A 584-nucleotide genomic window follows, 5' to 3' on the forward strand; every position below is an offset into this window, starting at 1 on the left:
TCATCATTAAGAAATATTCAAGTTAGCNCCAAAGAAGATGCATAAAATCATTTGTGGGAGTTCTAAATAACACTGCAAACCAATCCATGATTGAAACTACTGCACTTAATGCAGGAGGGGGGTTAATTGTGGCAAATATTTGCAAAAACTTCGAGGAAGCAGTACAAGTTGCATTAAACACAATTAAGAGCGGCAAAGCATTTTCATTGTTAGAAAATTTTGTTCAAGATACAGGCAATATTTCAAAATTAAGGGAGATTACTGATGGCTGAGAATATTTTGAGAAAACTAGTAAATAATTCCCAAATGGCAATTGATGACGGAGTTTATGAAATAGATGCAAACTTGCAAAAATCAACCAAGGATTTCAAACAAATTATCAAGACAAACCCACATGCAACACTACTGACTGAGATTAAATTTTCATCTCCTTCTCTAGGTAAAATTAGAACACTTACAGACCCTGTCAGTATCGCATCACAAATGATTGCTGGAGGTTCAAAAGCACTTTCAGTATTAACACAACCACACCTGTTTAATGGTTCACCAGAGTATTTCATGAAAGTAAGACAAGCCGTGGATGT

2 pseudogenes are annotated in these 584 nt (G+C 35.2%); both read left to right on the forward strand.

Going from position 1 to position 584, the window contains the following annotated elements:
* Positions 1-272, forward strand: a pseudogene (locus tag BD31_RS02390) (anthranilate phosphoribosyltransferase); the annotation flags it as partial.
* Positions 265-584 (forward strand): annotated as a pseudogene (locus BD31_RS02395) (indole-3-glycerol-phosphate synthase); the annotation flags it as partial. The pseudogenes BD31_RS02390 and BD31_RS02395, both read left to right, overlap by 8 nt.

Source organism: Candidatus Nitrosopumilus salarius BD31, assembly GCF_000242875.2.
In the GTDB taxonomy this organism is placed as follows: domain Archaea; phylum Thermoproteota; class Nitrososphaeria; order Nitrososphaerales; family Nitrosopumilaceae; genus Nitrosopumilus; species Nitrosopumilus salarius.